Raw genomic sequence first — 14,576 nt, forward strand, 5'->3', positions numbered from 1 at the left:
CCTCCTACTTCTCCATGCCGAGGTTCAGCTGGTGCAGCAGCCGCGCCAGCTCCGCGACCTCGCGAGGATCCCAGTGGGCGAGCTCGCTCACGTACCGGGCGCGCCGCGCCTCACGCACCTGGCCGACCCGGCCGCGGCCCTCCTCGGTGAGGTGGACGAGCCAGGCACGGCCGTCGGCGGGGTCGGGCTCACGGGCGATGAGGCCGAGCTCCTCCAGGGCGCGCAGCTGGCGGGACATGGTGGCCTTGCCGACGCCGATGTAGGCGGCCAGTGCGGTGGCGCGCTGGCGGCCCCACTCGTCGAGGCGTACGAGGAGTCCGTACGCGGCGGACTCCAGGTCCGGATGGACCTCGCGGGCCATCTCGCCCTGGTTGGCGCGGGCACGGCGCAGGAACACGGTCAACTCGCGCTCCAGGGAGAGGAACTCCGGGTCCGGGCCGCCGTGCGCGGCGGGCTGGTCCACACCCCTGCCCGGCCCGTCGAGGCCGGCCGGAAGCCGGTCTCCGTTCCTGTCCTCGCGCACGTCTGCCCCTCACCCGGTTTCCCGACTCTGAAAGTTTCCGCCAAAGGTGGCCATAGCCACAGCTCCGTAAGTATTTCTCAGGCGTAGACCAACGGCAGCCCACGGCCCCTCTTCCCAGCGGGTTCTCCCGGTGCGTAGCTTCGTGAACAGGCACCCAATGGCATGCCCACGCCGTCCAGGTCGACGAGGACCCGCCCCCCATCACGGCGCGCATGCCCGCACCCCTCACGGCACGCATGTCCGCACCATTCCCCCCACCTGGCTCCATCGAGCCCTTCGGAGGCACGTCATGCCCGTGCACAGATCCGGAACGCCCCACCGCCTGCGCCTGCTCGCGCTGGGATCCCTGCTCGCCGCCTTCTCCCTCCTCTCCGCCCTCTCCGCCCCGCCCTCCTCCGCCGCCGACACCCCCGCCCGGGGCTCCGCCCGCATGGGCATGGGCGTCCTCGCGCACGACGGCCGGGCCGGCACACCGAACACGGGTGACGCGACCCAGACGGAAGGCGTGGACGTCAGCGGCTACCAGGGCAACGTCGCCTGGTCGACCCTGTGGAACAGCGGGGTCAAGTGGGCCTACACCAAGGCCACCGAGGGGACGTACTACACGAACCCCTACTTCGCCCAGCAGTACAACGGCTCGTACAACGTCGGCATGATCCGCGGCGCGTACCACTTCGCGACCCCCGACACGACGAGCGGCGCCACCCAGGCCAACTACTTCGTGGACCACGGCGGCGGCTGGTCCGGCGACGGCAAGACGCTGCCGGGCACGCTCGACATCGAGTGGAACCCGTACGGGGCCGCCTGCTACGGCAAGACGCAGAGCGCGATGGTCAGCTGGATCAGCAGCTTCCTCGCCCAGTACAAGGCGCGCACCGGCCGGGACGCCGTGATCTACACGGCCACCAGCTGGTGGAGCGACTGCACCGGCAACTACAGCGGCTTCGCCTCCCTGAACCCCCTGTGGATCGCCCGTTACGCCGCCGACCCCGGCACGCTGCCGGCCGGCTGGGCGTACTACACGATGTGGCAGTACACCTCGTCCGGACCGACGGTCGGTGACCACGACAAGTTCAACGGCGGGCTGGACCGGGTGCGGGCACTGGCCGACGGCTGACGGTACGGCGAAGGCCCGGGCCTCCCTCACGGGACCCGGGCCTTCCCTACCGGCAGCGTCCGTCACGCCGCTACCGGAACCTCCGACGTCGCGCCGTTCGTCGCCGGCGACAGCGCCAGTTCCAGGACCTGGCGGACGTCCGTGACGGCGTGGACGTCCAGCTTCTCCAGCACCTCGGCCGGGACGTCGTCCAGGTCGGCCTCGTTGCGCTTCGGGATGATCACCGTGGTGACACCCGCCCGGTGCGCGGCGAGCAGCTTCTGCTTCACCCCGCCGATGGGCAGGACACGGCCGGTCAGTGAGACCTCACCCGTCATCGCCACGTCCGTGCGGACCAGTCGGCCGGACAGGAGCGAGGCCAGCGCCGTCGTCATCGTGACGCCCGCGCTCGGACCGTCCTTGGGGACCGCGCCCGCCGGGAAGTGGATGTGCACGCCCCGGTCCTTCAGGTCGCCGACCGGCAGTTCCAGCTCGGCGCCGTGCGAGCGGAGGAAGGAGAGCGCGATCTGCGCCGACTCCTTCATCACGTCACCCAGCTGACCGGTCAGGGTCAGACCGGCCGCGCCCGTCTCCGGGTCGGCCAGCGACGCCTCCACGAAGAGGACGTCACCGCCCGCGCCCGTCACGGCCAGACCGGTGGCGACACCGGGCACCGCGGTGCGGCGCTCGGCCGGGTCCTGGGCGGACTCGGGCACGTGGTGCGGCCGTCCGATGAGCCCGCGCAGATCGGCGTCGGTCACCGTGAAGGGCAGCTCCCGCTCTCCGAGTTCGTGCTGCGCCGCGACCTTGCGGAGCAGGCGTGCGACGGCCCGCTCCAGGTTGCGTACGCCCGCTTCCCGGGTGTACTCCCCGGCGAGCTTGCGCAGCGCGCTCTCGTCGAGCGCGACCTCCTCCTTCTCCAGACCGGCCCGCTCCAGCTGACGCGGCAGCAGGTGGTCACGGGCGATGACGACCTTCTCGTCCTCGGTGTACCCGTCGAGCCGGACCAGTTCCATACGGTCGAGCAGCGCCTCCGGGATGGCTTCGAGCACGTTGGCCGTCGCCAGGAACACCACGTCGCTGAGGTCGAGCTCGACCTCCAGGTAGTGGTCCCGGAAGGTGTGGTTCTGGGCAGGGTCGAGGACTTCGAGCAGCGCCGCGGCGGGGTCGCCGCGGAAGTCGGAGCCGACCTTGTCGATCTCGTCCAGCAGGACCACCGGGTTCATGGACCCGGCCTCCTTGATGGCGCGGACGATCCGGCCGGGCAGCGCGCCGACGTACGTACGCCGGTGGCCGCGGATCTCGGCCTCGTCCCGTACGCCGCCGAGCGCGACCCGGACGAACTTGCGGCCCATGGCGTGCGCGACGGACTCGCCGAGCGAGGTCTTGCCGACGCCGGGCGGACCGACGAGCGCGAGCACGGCACCGCCGCGTCGCCCGCCGACGACGACGCCGAGACCACGCTCGGAACGCCGCTTGCGCACGGCCAGGTACTCGGTGATGCGCTCCTTCACGTCCTCCAGGCCGGCGTGCTCGGCGTCCAGGATGCTCTTGGCGCCCTGGATGTCGTACTCGTCCTCGGTGCGCTCGTTCCACGGCAGTTCCAGGACGGTGTCGAGCCAGGTCCTGATCCAGCCGCCCTCGGGCGACTGGTCGCTGGACCGCTCCAGCTTGTCGACTTCCTTGAGCGCGGCCTCGCGGACGTTCCCGGGGAGGTCGGCGGCCTCGACGCGGGTCCGGTAGTCGTCGGACTCCTCGCCCTCCTTGGCGTCGCCGTTCAGCTCGCGCAGCTCCTTGCGGACGGCTTCGAGCTGGCGCCGCAGCAGGAACTCGCGCTGCTGCTTGTCGACGCCTTCCTGGACGTCCTTCGCGATGGACTCGGCGACATCCTGCTCCGCCAGGTGCTCACGCAGCTGCTCGGTGGCGAGCTTCAGCCGGGCGACCGGGTCGGCGGTCTCCAGCAGCGTGACCTTCTGCTCGGTGCTCAGGAACGGGGAGTAACCGGAATTGTCGGCAAGGGCGGACACGTCGTCGATGGCCTGTACGCGGTCCACGACCTGCCAGGCGCCGCGCTTGCGCAGCCAGCTGGTGGCGAGGGCCTTGTACTCCTTGACCAGTTCGGCGACATGGCCGGGCAGCGGGTCGGGCACGGTCTCGTCGACCCGGGTGCCCTCGACCCACAGGGCGGCACCAGGACCGGTCGTCCCGGCGCCGATCTTCACGCGCCCACGGCCGCGGATCAGCGCGCCCGGGTCGCCGTCGGCCAGTCGGCCGACCTGCTCGACGGTGCCGAGCACGCCCGTGCTCGGGTACGCCCCGTCGATGCGTGGCACCAGCAGCACCTTCGGCTTGCCGGGCTCCGACCGCGCGGCGGCCTGGGCGGCCTCCACCGCGGCGCGTACATCGGCGTCGTTCAGGTCCAGCGGAACCACCATCCCGGGCAGCACGACCTCATCATCGAGCGGCAACACGGGCAGGGTGAGCGGTGTGGACGTCGAAGCCATTATCTCTCCCTAGGCAGTCAAGTTGAGCTATGCCGACTCAATGCACGTGAGCCCTGGATTGTTCCCCAGGGCCTGTTCGCTGTGAGCGATCGCTCTGCACGCAGACATCCACGCAGGTCAGCGGGGTATCCGCCACGCTTCCCTCCTGGCCGGCGCCACTCCGCCGTAGATCCGCGGCGAACGCCTGTGGTGCGGTCAACGCCGTCGACCAGCCGTCCCTTCCCGTGCGACCGCGCCCGGTCGACGCGGTCGACGCGGTCGACGCGGTCGCGAGAGCGCACGAGCGCCGCCACACCACCGCAGTCGCACTCACAGCCGGCTCCTTCGCACTGCAGGCTCATCCACAGGCTGTGGAACCACGCACGGGGAGACGGGGCACGACGTGGGCGAGGGGCAGGAACAGGGACGGGGACGGGGACGGGCGACCACCCGGCGCCGGGTGGTCGTGGGTGCCGGGGCGGCGGCCGTGGCAGCGCTCGGGGCGGCTGCGGTGCGCGCGGCGACGGACGCGGACGGGTCCGAGCAGACGGCCGACCGGCGGGCGACCGGCGGGCGACCGCAGCGCCGGGCGGGCCCCGGCGGCCGGCGCGACCGCCGCTCCCGGCGGCAACCGTTCCGGGCGGCCCAACCTCCTCGTCGTCGTCACCGACGACCAGCCCAAAGAGACGCAGTGGGCGACGCCCGAGACCGTCGACCGGCTCGGCAGGCACCGTGTGGCCTTCGAGCGGGCGCACGCCAACACGCCGTTGTGCGCCCGTCCCGCGCCTCGATCATGTCGGGCCGGTACGCCCACCACCACGGCGTCCTCGACACCCGGCACCCCTACCGCCTCGACCAGCACACCACCGTCATCAAGAACCACGCCCTCGACTTCATGGAGCGGTCCCGGAGCGACGACCGGCCGTGGTTCGCGTACGCCGCCACCCGGGCCGCGCACGAACGGAACATCCCGGAGAAGAAGTCCGGCGGACCCGGTCCGACCGCCCAGGATGCTAGGCGGCGGCGGTACCCGGCGACTGAGCGGTGTGTGCAGCGGCGGGGGTGGCGGGGATGGCGGGGCTGGAGGCCGCTTCCGCACGGGCGCGGCGCCAGCGGCGGACCAGCGGCCAGGTCGACACCCCGATCACCAGGGACATCACATGCCCCCAGTCCGTCATCGGGTCGGCGAATTCGATCAGGTCCCCGACGACCATCGAGCCGAAGACGACCAGCATGGGCCAGCGCAGCCAAGGCCTCAGCAGTCCCGCGAGCGCGCCGACGCTCGTGGCGACGCCGAAGCTGATGCCGTAGTCGAGGCGGTGCAGGGAGCTGTCGGGGAGGTCTCCCACCAGCACGGAAAGGCCGACGGGCACCTCGGTGGCCAGGGTGGCCACGACGTGCCCGAGCAGGAAGACTCCGGCGGCCCGCAGGCCGCCTATCCGCCGCTCCAGCGCGGTCAGCACCAGTACGAACCCGATGGCGTACGGCGAGGTGATCCCGCCGGCCATCCACAGCGCACTGGCCAGCAGCACCAGCACCGGTTCGCGTACGAGGTGCGCGACATCGGTGCTGGACCCCTGCTGCAAGGCGTGGACGAGGGAGGGATCCGCGTAGTCGGTGACCATCGCGGTGACGGTGAGCACGACCGCGTAACCGAAGGTGAACGGCGTTCCGGTGGGGGTGGGCAGCAGCCGCCAGGGACGGAGCGACCGGAGCCGGGCGAGGGCACGGGAGACGGGTGGAGCGGGAGGGGCGAGTACAAGGGGTGTCGTCGCCGGGCGGGGGGCGGGCGGCACGGACGTGGCGCCGCGTTGTCGCGGCACCCCGTCCAGGAGAAGCGTGCCCGTCTGCGGGTCCTTGAGCGCGGCATCGGCCGAGGAGGCCGTCGGGGCCGTGGTCGTCGCCACTGCCATCGCCGTCGCGGTCGTGCTCCGGTCCAAGGTGAGGGGCTCCTTCCGTCCCGCTCCACCCTTGGGGGCTCGCGGCGCCGCTGTCTATGACCGACGCCACGTGGGAGGCGATTCATAGCAACCTGATAAGCGCGTACGGCGTCCGGGGTCGCCGTGTCCGCACACGCGTTCGAGTCAGTCCGTGCGCACGTCCGACGCCCGTGGGGTCGAGGGCCCAGGTGCAACTGGATGCCGCCCATGACGGCGGCGGACTCCTCGGCGAGCAGGACGTCGAACAAGCGAAGGAGGACCCGCCCTCACCCGCCGTTCGGGATGTTCGGCCGAGCAGCGGTCCTGGCAACAGGACTGACTCCCGCTCAGTCCGCCAGTCCGCAGGAACGGTTAATTCGGCTACCCATCCCGGTGAAAATGCCAGGATGGGATTCATGACTGCCTCGTACGACATCCCTGTAGTCATCGATCGCCGGGAAGGCCCGTACGGCGAGGTCGTGTTGCGGCGCCACGGCGCGCTGCTGCAGATCATCGCCAACGGGTGCTTCCTGATGGACACCTCCGACGGCCGCTCGGAACGGCTGCTCGTCGACGCCGCACTGGACGCCCTGGACGGACGGGCGGAGCCCAAGGTGCTGATCGGGGGGCTCGGTGTCGGGTTCTCCCTGGCACACGCCGCCGCCGACCCGCGCTGGGGACACATCACCGTCGTCGAACGCGAGGGGGCCATCATCGACTGGCACCGTGACGGACCGCTGGCGGAACTCTCCGCGGCGGCGCTCGCCGACCCCCGGACCGAGATCGTGAGATCCGATCTGCTCGCTCACGTCAATGAGACTTCCGACACGTACGACGCACTGTGCCTCGACATCGACAACGGACCCGGCTGGACCGTCACCGAGGACAACACCGGGCTGTACGGACCGGCCGGACTCGCAGGCTGCGCAAGGGCGTTGAAGCCGGGCGGGGTACTCGCCGTGTGGTCGGCGCAGCCCTCTCCGGAATTTGAAGGAACGCTGCGGAATGCCGGATTCCACCAGGTGCGTACCGAAGAGATCCCCGTTGCCCGGGGCGTTCCGGACGTCGTCCATCTCGCGGTCGGGCCTGGATAGCCGAGCGAAGGTGACTGCCCGTACCCTGCTTCCCTGGCGCAGATCATTCAAGCGTCAAGCGCAGTCATGGGATCACCCCACGGATTCCGGAAAGCACACCTCAGGGGCGGGCGATGGAGCAGACACACACCTCGCACAACGGCACGGCGGCCACGCCAGGCGCTCAGCGCCGGGTGCTGGTGGTCGAGGACGACCCGACGATCGTCGACGCCATCGCGGCCCGCCTGCGAGCCGAGGGATTCCTCGTGCAAACCGCGGGCGACGGACCGGCCGCCGTCGACACGGCCGAGGCCTGGCAGCCCGACCTGCTGATCCTCGACATCATGCTGCCCGGCTTCGACGGCCTGGAGGTCTGCCGGCGCGTGCAGGCCCAGCGCCCGGTGCCGGTGCTGATGCTCACCGCGCGCGACGACGAGACCGACATGCTGGTCGGGCTCGGCGTCGGCGCCGACGACTACATGACCAAGCCGTTCTCGATGCGCGAGCTGGCCGCGCGCGTGCACGTCCTGCTGCGCCGGGTCGAGCGGGCCGTGGTGGCCGCCTCGACGCCGCGCAGCGGAATCCTGCGCCTCGGCGAGCTGGAGATCGACCACGCGCAGCGCCGGGTGCGGGTGCGCTCGGAGGACGTGCACCTCACGCCCACCGAATTCGACCTCCTGGTATGCCTCGCCAACACTCCGCGCGCGGTACTCTCCCGCGAGCAGTTGCTGGCCGAGGTCTGGGACTGGGCGGACGCCTCGGGCACCCGGACCGTGGACAGCCACATCAAGGCACTGCGCCGGAAGATCGGTGCCGAGCGGATCCGTACCGTCCACGGTGTGGGCTACGCCCTGGAGACCCCGACTCCGTGAGCCGGGTCTCCGCAGGGGCCAGGAACCTCATGTAGGGGGCTGATGTCATGAGCGGGCTCGGTGAATCGGGCAGAACCACGGGCGTCATGAGCGGTCCCGGTGAGCCGGGCCGCGGCGAGGGGTTCTGGGGCTCCGTACGCCCCTTCTCGATCAAGACCAAGCTGGGCGCCCTGGTCGTCATCTCCGTTCTCATCACCACGGGTCTGTCGATGATCGCGGTGCACACCAAGACGGAGCTCCGCTTCATCACGGTCTTCTCGATGATCGCCACACTGCTGATAACGCAGTTCGTGGCCCATTCGCTCACCGCGCCGCTCGACGAGATGAACACGGTCGCCCGCTCCATCTCGCACGGCGACTACACCCGCCGGGTGCGTGACGACCGGCGGGACGAGCTGGGCGACCTGGCCCAGACGATCAACCTCATGGCCGACGAGCTGGAGGCCCAGGACCGCCAGCGCAAGGAACTCGTGGCGAATGTGTCGCACGAGCTGCGCACCCCCATCGCGGGCCTGCGCGCGGTCCTGGAGAACGTCGTGGACGGTGTCTCGGCCGCCGACCCCGAGACGATGCGTACGGCCCTGAAGCAGACGGAGCGGCTGGGCCGGCTGGTCGAGACGCTGCTGGATCTCTCCAGGCTGGACAACGGCGTCGTACCCCTGCGCAGGCGCCGTTTCGAGGTGTGGCCGTATCTGTCCGGCGTGCTCAAGGAGGCCAACATGGTCTCCTCCGCGCGCGCGGGCATCGCCTCGGGCTCCGGCAGTCACACCCGCACCGACGTCCATCTGCACCTCGACGTGTCCCCGCCGGAGCTGACCGCGCACGCGGACCCGGAGCGGATCCACCAGGTCGTGGCGAACCTCATCGACAACGCGGTCAAGCACAGCCCGCCGCACGGCCGGGTGACGGTCAAGGCGCGGCGCGGCGACTACCCGGAGTCACTCGCCCTGGAGGTCCTGGACGAGGGCCCCGGCATTCCGCAGTCGGAGTGGCACCGGGTCTTCGAGCGCTTCAACCGCGGCGGGGTGCCCTCGCCGCACGGCCCGGGCAGCGACGGCGGTACGGGCCTCGGGCTCGCCATCGCCCGTTGGGCGGTCGATCTGCACGGCGGCCGGATCGGCGTGGCCGAATCCCAGCGGGGCTGCCGGATTCAGGTCATCCTTCCAGGGCTTCCTTCTCTGCCAAGTTGACGTAAAGTTCGAACCGGAGCCACAAGATCCACCGTCGTCCCGCGCTCGTGGACACGTGTGATCAGGCACAGGGCCGTGTGAGTCGTACCGCGACCCTGGATCGACGTACCCGTTCCGGACCGAAACCCCGCTTGTTTCCCGCCATTTCCTTCCCCGAAACACGCTTTCCGATGTGACTTACACGACGTTGGACCGGCCCGGCCTGACCTTCTCGGCCATGGGGGCGTAGCCTTAATTCCCGCTGTCCATCACCTTGTGAAGCGGAAGAGGGCGGTTGCCGCCGTGTCGCCACAGTCCCCCAGTAACTCGAGCATCTCGACCGATGACCAAGCCGCCGGGAAGAACCCCGCGGCCGCGTTCGGTGCGAACGAATGGCTCGTCGACGAGATCTATCAGCAGTACCTCCAGGACCCGAATTCGGTAGACCGAGCCTGGTGGGACTTCTTCGCCGACTACAAGCCGGGGGCGCCTGCCGCCTCGGCTTCGGCGGGTACTGCGGCCGCGGGGGCCGCAGGGACCACCACCACCCCGTCAGCGACGCCTCAGGCCGCGCCTGCCGCTCCGGCGGCCCCGGCCGCGCCCGTGACGCCCGCAGCCCCGGCTCAGGCCGCTCCTGCGCCCGTCCAGGCCGCCGCTCCCGTGGCCGCTCCGGCGGCGCCGAAGCCCGCTGCCGCCGCCCCGGCCCCCGTGAAGGCCGCTCCGGCCGCCGCGAAGCCGAAGGCCGAGCCCGCGACCGCGGGCCCCGAGGGTCCCGAGTACGTGACGCTGCGTGGTCCCGCCGGTGCCGTCGCGAAGAACATGAACGCCTCCCTGGAACTGCCCACGGCCACGTCCGTGCGCGCGGTCCCGGTGAAGCTGCTCTTCGACAACCGCATCGTCATCAACAACCACCTGAAGCGCGCCCGGGGCGGGAAGATCTCCTTCACCCACCTCATCGGCTACGCGATGGTGCAGGCCATCAAGGCCATGCCGTCGATGAACTGGCACTACGCGGAGAAGGACGGGAAGCCCACCCTCGTCAAGCCCGCGCACGTCAACTTCGGCCTCGCCATCGACCTGGTGAAGCCGAACGGCGACCGCCAGCTCGTCGTCGCCGGCATCAAGAAGGCCGAGACGCTGAACTTCTTCGAGTTCTGGCAGGCCTACGAGGACATCGTCCGCCGCGCCCGCGACGGCAAGCTGACGATGGACGACTTCACCGGTGTCACGGTCTCCCTGACCAACCCCGGCGGCCTCGGCACCGTCCACTCCGTGCCGCGTCTGATGCCCGGCCAGTCGGTCATCATGGGCGTCGGCTCCATGGACTACCCGGCGGAGTTCCAGGGCACCTCGCAGGACACCCTGAACAAGCTCGGCATCTCGAAGGTCATGACGCTCACGTCGACCTACGACCACCGGGTGATCCAGGGCGCCGCCTCCGGCGAGTTCCTCAGGATCGTCGCGAACCTCCTCCTCGGCGAGAGCGGCTTCTTCGACGAGATCTTCGAGGCCCTGCGCATCCCCTACGAGCCGGTCCGCTGGCTCAAGGACATCGACGCCAGCCACGACGACGACGTCACGAAGGCCGCCCGCGTCTTCGAGCTGATCCACTCCTACCGGGTCCGCGGCCACGTCATGGCCGACACCGACCCGCTGGAGTACCGCCAGCGCAAGCACCCCGACCTCGACATCACCGAGCACGGCCTCACCCTGTGGGACCTGGAGCGCGAGTTCGCGGTCGGCGGCTTCTCCGGCAAGTCGATGATGAAGCTGCGCGACATCCTCGGTGTGCTGCGCGACTCGTACTGCCGCACCACCGGCATCGAGTTCATGCACATCCAGGACCCGAAGCAGCGCAAGTGGATCCAGGACCGCGTCGAGCGCCCGCACTCCAAGCCGGAGCGCGAGGAGCAGCTGCGCATCCTGCGCCGCCTGAACGCGGCGGAGGCCTTCGAGACCTTCCTGCAGACGAAGTACGTCGGCCAGAAGCGCTTCTCCCTGGAGGGCGGCGAGTCCGTCATCCCGCTCCTCGACGCCGTCATCGACAGCGCCGCGGAGTCCCGCCTGGACGAGGTCGTCATCGGCATGGCCCACCGCGGCCGCCTGAACGTCCTCGCCAACATCGTCGGCAAGTCGTACGCGCAGATCTTCCGCGAGTTCGAGGGCAACCTCGACCCGAAGTCGATGCACGGCTCCGGCGACGTGAAGTACCACCTGGGCGCCCAGGGCACCTTCACCGGCCTGGACGGCGAGCAGATCAAGGTCTCGCTGGCCGCGAACCCCTCCCACCTGGAGACGGTCGACCCGGTCATCGAGGGCATCGCCCGCGCCAAGCAGGACATCATCAACAAGGGCGGCACGGACTTCACCGTCCTGCCGGTCGCCCTGCACGGTGACGCGGCCTTCGCGGGCCAGGGTGTGGTCGCCGAGACGCTGAACATGTCGCAGCTGCGCGGCTACCGCACCGGCGGCACGGTCCACATCGTCATCAACAACCAGGTCGGCTTCACCGCCGCCCCGGAGTCCTCGCGCTCCTCCATGTACGCCACCGACGTGGCCCGCATGATCGAGGCGCCGATCTTCCACGTGAACGGCGACGACCCCGAGGCCGTCGTCCGCGTCGCTCGCCTGGCCTTCGAGTTCCGCCAGGCGTTCAACAAGGACGTCGTGATCGACCTCATCTGCTACCGCCGTCGCGGGCACAACGAGTCGGACAACCCGGCGTTCACGCAGCCGCTGATGTACGACCTGATCGACAAGAAGCGCTCGGTGCGCAAGCTCTACACCGAGTCCCTGATCGGCCGCGGCGACATCACCCTCGAAGAGGCCGAGCAGGCGCTGCAGGACTTCCAGGGCCAGCTGGAGAAGGTCTTCACCGAGGTCCGCGAGGCCGTCTCGCAGGGGGCCGAGGTGCAGATCTCGGACCCGCAGGCGCAGTTCCCGGTGGCCGTGCAGACCGCGGTCTCCCAGGAGGTCGTCAAGCGGATCGCCGAGTCCCAGGTCAACATCCCCGACAACGTCACCGTCCACCCGCGTCTGCTGCCGCAGCTGCAGCGCCGGGCGGCGATGATCGAGGACGGCACGATCGACTGGGGCATGGGCGAGACCCTCGCCATCGGCTCCCTCCTCCTGGAGGGCACCCCGGTCCGGCTGTCGGGCCAGGACTCCCGTCGCGGCACCTTCGGCCAGCGCCACGCGGTCCTGATCGACCGGGTCACGGGCGAGGACTTCACCCCGCTCCAGTACCTCTCCGACGACCAGGCCCGCTACAACGTCTACGACTCCCTGCTCTCCGAGTACGCGGTCATGGGCTTCGAGTACGGCTACTCGCTGGCCCGCCCGGACGCCCTCGTGATGTGGGAGGCGCAGTTCGGCGACTTCGTCAACGGCGCGCAGACGGTCGTCGACGAGTACATCTCGGCCGCGGAGCAGAAGTGGGGACAGACGTCCGGCGTCACCCTCCTGCTCCCCCACGGCTACGAGGGCCAGGGCCCGGACCACTCCTCGGCCCGCATCGAGCGCTTCCTCCAGCTGTGCGCGCAGAACAACATGACGGTCGCCCAGCCGACGCTTCCGTCGAACTACTTCCACCTCCTGCGGTGGCAGGTGCACAACCCGCACCACAAGCCGCTGGTCGTCTTCACCCCGAAGTCGATGCTGCGCCTCAAGGCCGCCGCGTCGAAGACGGAGGAGTTCACCTCGGGCGCCTTCCGCCCCGTCATCGGCGACGACTCGGTCGACGCCTCGGCGGTCCGCAAGGTCGTCTTCTGCGCCGGCAAGCTGTACTACGACCTCGAGGCCGAGCGGCAGAAGCGCGGCGTCACGGACACGGCGATCATCCGCATCGAGCGCCTGTACCCGCTCGCGGGTGCCGAGCTCCAGGCGGAGATCGCCAAGTACCCGAACGCCGAGAAGTACCTGTGGGCCCAGGAGGAGCCGGCGAACCAGGGCGCGTGGCCGTTCATCGCGCTCAACCTGATCGACCACCTGGACCTGGCCGTCGGCGCCGACATCCCGGGCGCCGAGCGGCTGCGCCGCATCTCCCGCCCGGCCGGCTCGTCGCCGGCCGTGGGTTCGGCGAAGCGGCACCAGGCCGAGCAGGAGCAGCTGGTGCGTGAGGTGTTCGAGGCGTAGCCCTCGACCCGCTCAAGTCCGGTGAAGGGCCCGGCCTCCGAGAACACCGGAGGCCGGGCCCTTCCCTGTGCCACCGTTCCGACGGTGATACGGGGTCCGAGTCCCTCCGGGCGCCCCTTGCGCCCACTTATCCTTTTCTCAGCGTTCCCCTTCACTTTCAGCGACGGAGCACCATCCATGTACTTCACCGACCGTGGCATCGAGGAACTGGAGAAGCGGCGCGGCGAGGAGGAGGTCACCTTCGAGTGGCTCGCCGAGCAGCTGCGTACGTTCGTCGACCTCAATCCGGACTTCGAGGTGCCGGTGGAGCGGCTGGCGACGTGGCTGGCGCGGCTGGACGACGAGGACGACGAGGAGTAGGCCCCCGACGTCGGGAGCGGGTGGGCGTCAGTCGAAGGCGCGCAGCCGGTCGTACGCGAGGCCGAGCGCCCCGTGGAGCATCAGGAGTGTCCCCGCGACGATCCAGCCTGCGCTGTGGCGCCGTACGCCCCACACGGTGAGCGGCAGCCCGGCGGCCAGCTGCCCGGTCGCGACGACACGGGCCCGGCGCCCGCGCAGCCAGGAACCCCCACCGGCGCCTTCCGCCGCCTCCAGCTCCGCCCGGACCGCCGCACGCCACCCGTTCCACTCGATCTGCTCGGCACCGGGCTGGATCCGGGCCACCTCGAGGAGCCGGTCGGCCGGCTCCCCGGGGCCGAGTCCGGCCGGCAGCCGCACCCCCGCGCGCGTGAGGACGGCGAGCAGTCCCCGCAGGCGTGCGCGGGCGTCCGCCCCGGACACCGGCCTGGTCAGCGGGTCGAGCGCCTGCATGTCGAGGACCGGGTCGAGGCCGAGCCGCGCGGCGAAGGTGCGCATCGCCTCGTCCTCGCCGACGGGGGTGCCGTTCGCCAGCCATTCGTAGCCCACGCTGCGCCGGAAGCCCGCCGCGAGGGTAAGCCCGCTGCGGTCCGCGTCCCACCACAGGGCCAGTACGGGCCAGGGGGCGCTGACGGCCAGGGCGGTGGCCCACCCCGTGACCACGCGGTCGACGGGCTCGGCGCCGTGCAGCCAGGGCTCCCCCTCGGGAACGAGCACGCTCCACTCGGGGCCCGCCCCGGTGAGCAGCATCCGCTCCCGCAACAGCTGGGCGGCCAGACCGACGGACTCGTGCCCCGCCCGGCAGAGCAGCAGGGCGCCGGCGGCCTTGGCCTGGAACGAGTCGGGCGTGGTGGACATGGGCACACCGTAGATCGATGAGGACCGGAAATACCCGTTTTGCCCGTCAAATCCCCACCACTCACCCGCAAGCCCCGATCGCGAGGGCGCCA

General features: G+C 70.6%; 10 protein-coding genes. 6 read left to right on the forward strand and 4 right to left on the reverse strand.

Annotated features, from left to right (window positions below; translation table 11 throughout):
• Positions 1 to 4: 4 nt before the first annotated feature.
• Positions 5 to 523: a MarR family winged helix-turn-helix transcriptional regulator gene (locus tag ACZ69M_RS21545; protein WP_470051921.1), complete on the reverse strand. Its 519-nt coding sequence runs from the start codon at positions 521 to 523 to the stop codon at positions 5 to 7.
• 289 nt (positions 524 to 812) lie between these two features.
• Between ACZ69M_RS21545 and ACZ69M_RS21550 the strand changes: the two genes are divergently transcribed.
• Entirely contained in the window at positions 813 to 1,640 is an 828-nt protein-coding gene (locus ACZ69M_RS21550; protein ID WP_470051923.1) for a lysozyme, read from the forward strand.
• A 62-nt stretch (positions 1,641 to 1,702) separates the two neighbouring features.
• Here ACZ69M_RS21550 and lon read toward each other — a convergent pair whose 3' ends face one another.
• Both lon and ACZ69M_RS21560 read right to left on the reverse strand, forming a co-directional pair.
• Complete coding sequence (gene lon, locus ACZ69M_RS21555) at positions 1,703 to 4,123, reverse strand: endopeptidase La (protein ID WP_470051925.1); 2,421 nt, start codon at positions 4,121 to 4,123, stop codon at positions 1,703 to 1,705.
• A 992-nt stretch (positions 4,124 to 5,115) separates the two neighbouring features.
• Complete coding sequence (locus ACZ69M_RS21560; protein ID WP_470051927.1) at positions 5,116 to 6,042, reverse strand: rhomboid-like protein; 927 nt, start codon at positions 6,040 to 6,042, stop codon at positions 5,116 to 5,118.
• A gap of 395 nt (positions 6,043 to 6,437) precedes the next feature.
• Between ACZ69M_RS21560 and ACZ69M_RS21565 the strand changes: the two genes are divergently transcribed.
• The 5 genes from ACZ69M_RS21565 (at position 6,438) to ACZ69M_RS21585 (ending at position 13,629) form a co-directional block, all read left to right on the forward strand.
• Entirely contained in the window at positions 6,438 to 7,115 is a 678-nt protein-coding gene (locus ACZ69M_RS21565; protein ID WP_470052443.1) for a spermine/spermidine synthase domain-containing protein, read from the forward strand.
• 113 nt (positions 7,116 to 7,228) lie between these two features.
• Positions 7,229 to 7,966 carry a response regulator transcription factor gene (locus tag ACZ69M_RS21570; protein WP_054236710.1) on the forward strand — a complete coding sequence of 246 codons (738 nt, stop codon included), beginning with the start codon at positions 7,229 to 7,231 and terminating at the stop codon, positions 7,964 to 7,966.
• Positions 7,967 to 8,052: 86 nt separating this feature from the next.
• The gene (locus ACZ69M_RS21575; protein ID WP_470051929.1) at positions 8,053 to 9,156 is read left to right on the forward strand and encodes a HAMP domain-containing sensor histidine kinase; all 1,104 of its coding nucleotides are present in this window, start codon (positions 8,053 to 8,055) and stop codon (positions 9,154 to 9,156) included.
• A gap of 282 nt (positions 9,157 to 9,438) precedes the next feature.
• A complete protein-coding gene (locus tag ACZ69M_RS21580; protein WP_470051930.1) occupies positions 9,439 to 13,269 on the forward strand; it encodes a multifunctional oxoglutarate decarboxylase/oxoglutarate dehydrogenase thiamine pyrophosphate-binding subunit/dihydrolipoyllysine-residue succinyltransferase subunit in 3,831 nt (1,276 codons plus the stop codon).
• Between the two features lie 177 nt (positions 13,270 to 13,446).
• Complete coding sequence (locus ACZ69M_RS21585; RefSeq protein WP_005312030.1) at positions 13,447 to 13,629, forward strand: DUF6104 family protein; 183 nt, start codon at positions 13,447 to 13,449, stop codon at positions 13,627 to 13,629.
• A gap of 27 nt (positions 13,630 to 13,656) precedes the next feature.
• Here the strand turns inward: ACZ69M_RS21585 and ACZ69M_RS21590 are convergent, their stop codons facing one another.
• Positions 13,657 to 14,484, reverse strand: a complete 828-nt coding sequence (locus ACZ69M_RS21590; RefSeq protein WP_470051932.1) for a hypothetical protein — start codon at positions 14,482 to 14,484, stop codon at positions 13,657 to 13,659.
• Positions 14,485 to 14,576: the final 92 nt, after the last annotated feature.

The sequence above is a fragment of the Streptomyces sp. NPDC107454 genome, from assembly GCF_055582885.1.